1 protein-coding gene is annotated in these 552 nt (G+C 50.0%); it reads right to left on the bottom strand.

Features of this window, described 5'->3' with window-relative positions; translation table 11 throughout:
- Positions 1 to 552, bottom strand: a 552-nt coding sequence (locus AAAU26_RS01735) for an ImmA/IrrE family metallo-endopeptidase (protein ID WP_349180889.1), incomplete at both ends; no start/stop codon positions are given.

The raw sequence follows: 552 nt of genomic DNA, 5'->3' as shown, positions 1-552 counted from the left end.
CCAAATCGAATGACGTCTAATGGGTGGCAGTGGATGGGTTTGCCGTTGATGATCTGCATCTGCTGTAATCTGATCCTGATCGCAGACCACGATACTCCCATCCGCACAGCCATCTCCAGAATTTTTTCATAGTTCGGGTCAGATGCGGATTTGTATAGGATTCCATTCGGCAGGCACAGCGCTGCCCGTTCTATTTCGGCATTGATCAGAAATGTTGGCATCAGCAGCTCTGCTGCAAGGGTATCTGCCTGCCATTCTTCCCACGAGGGCTGACCATTTCGCTCTCGATAGGCAATGTGCCTGCGGCAGTTGGCTGCTTTTCCGTAATCATTCGGAAACTGGTCAGCCAGAATCTGGTGCGCCGTTTCATGTGCTATCGTAAAATTCCGGCATCCAGTGCATCTGTCTGCTGCAAGGGAGGAATCAATCACAATGTCTCTCGGCATAAATACTTCAAGAAGCTTTATCCCATCCCCAAGGGTTGCTGTGAAGCTACATCTCTGGAAAACCGTTAATCCAAGGATGTGACCATCGCTACACAGCGGCAACATC

This window comes from Faecalibacterium longum (assembly GCF_040094125.1).
GTDB classification, from domain to species: Bacteria; Bacillota; Clostridia; order Oscillospirales; family Ruminococcaceae; genus Faecalibacterium; species Faecalibacterium longum.
Note: the sequence above shows the minus strand (reverse complement) of the source record. Positions and strands in the feature narration are given on the sequence as shown.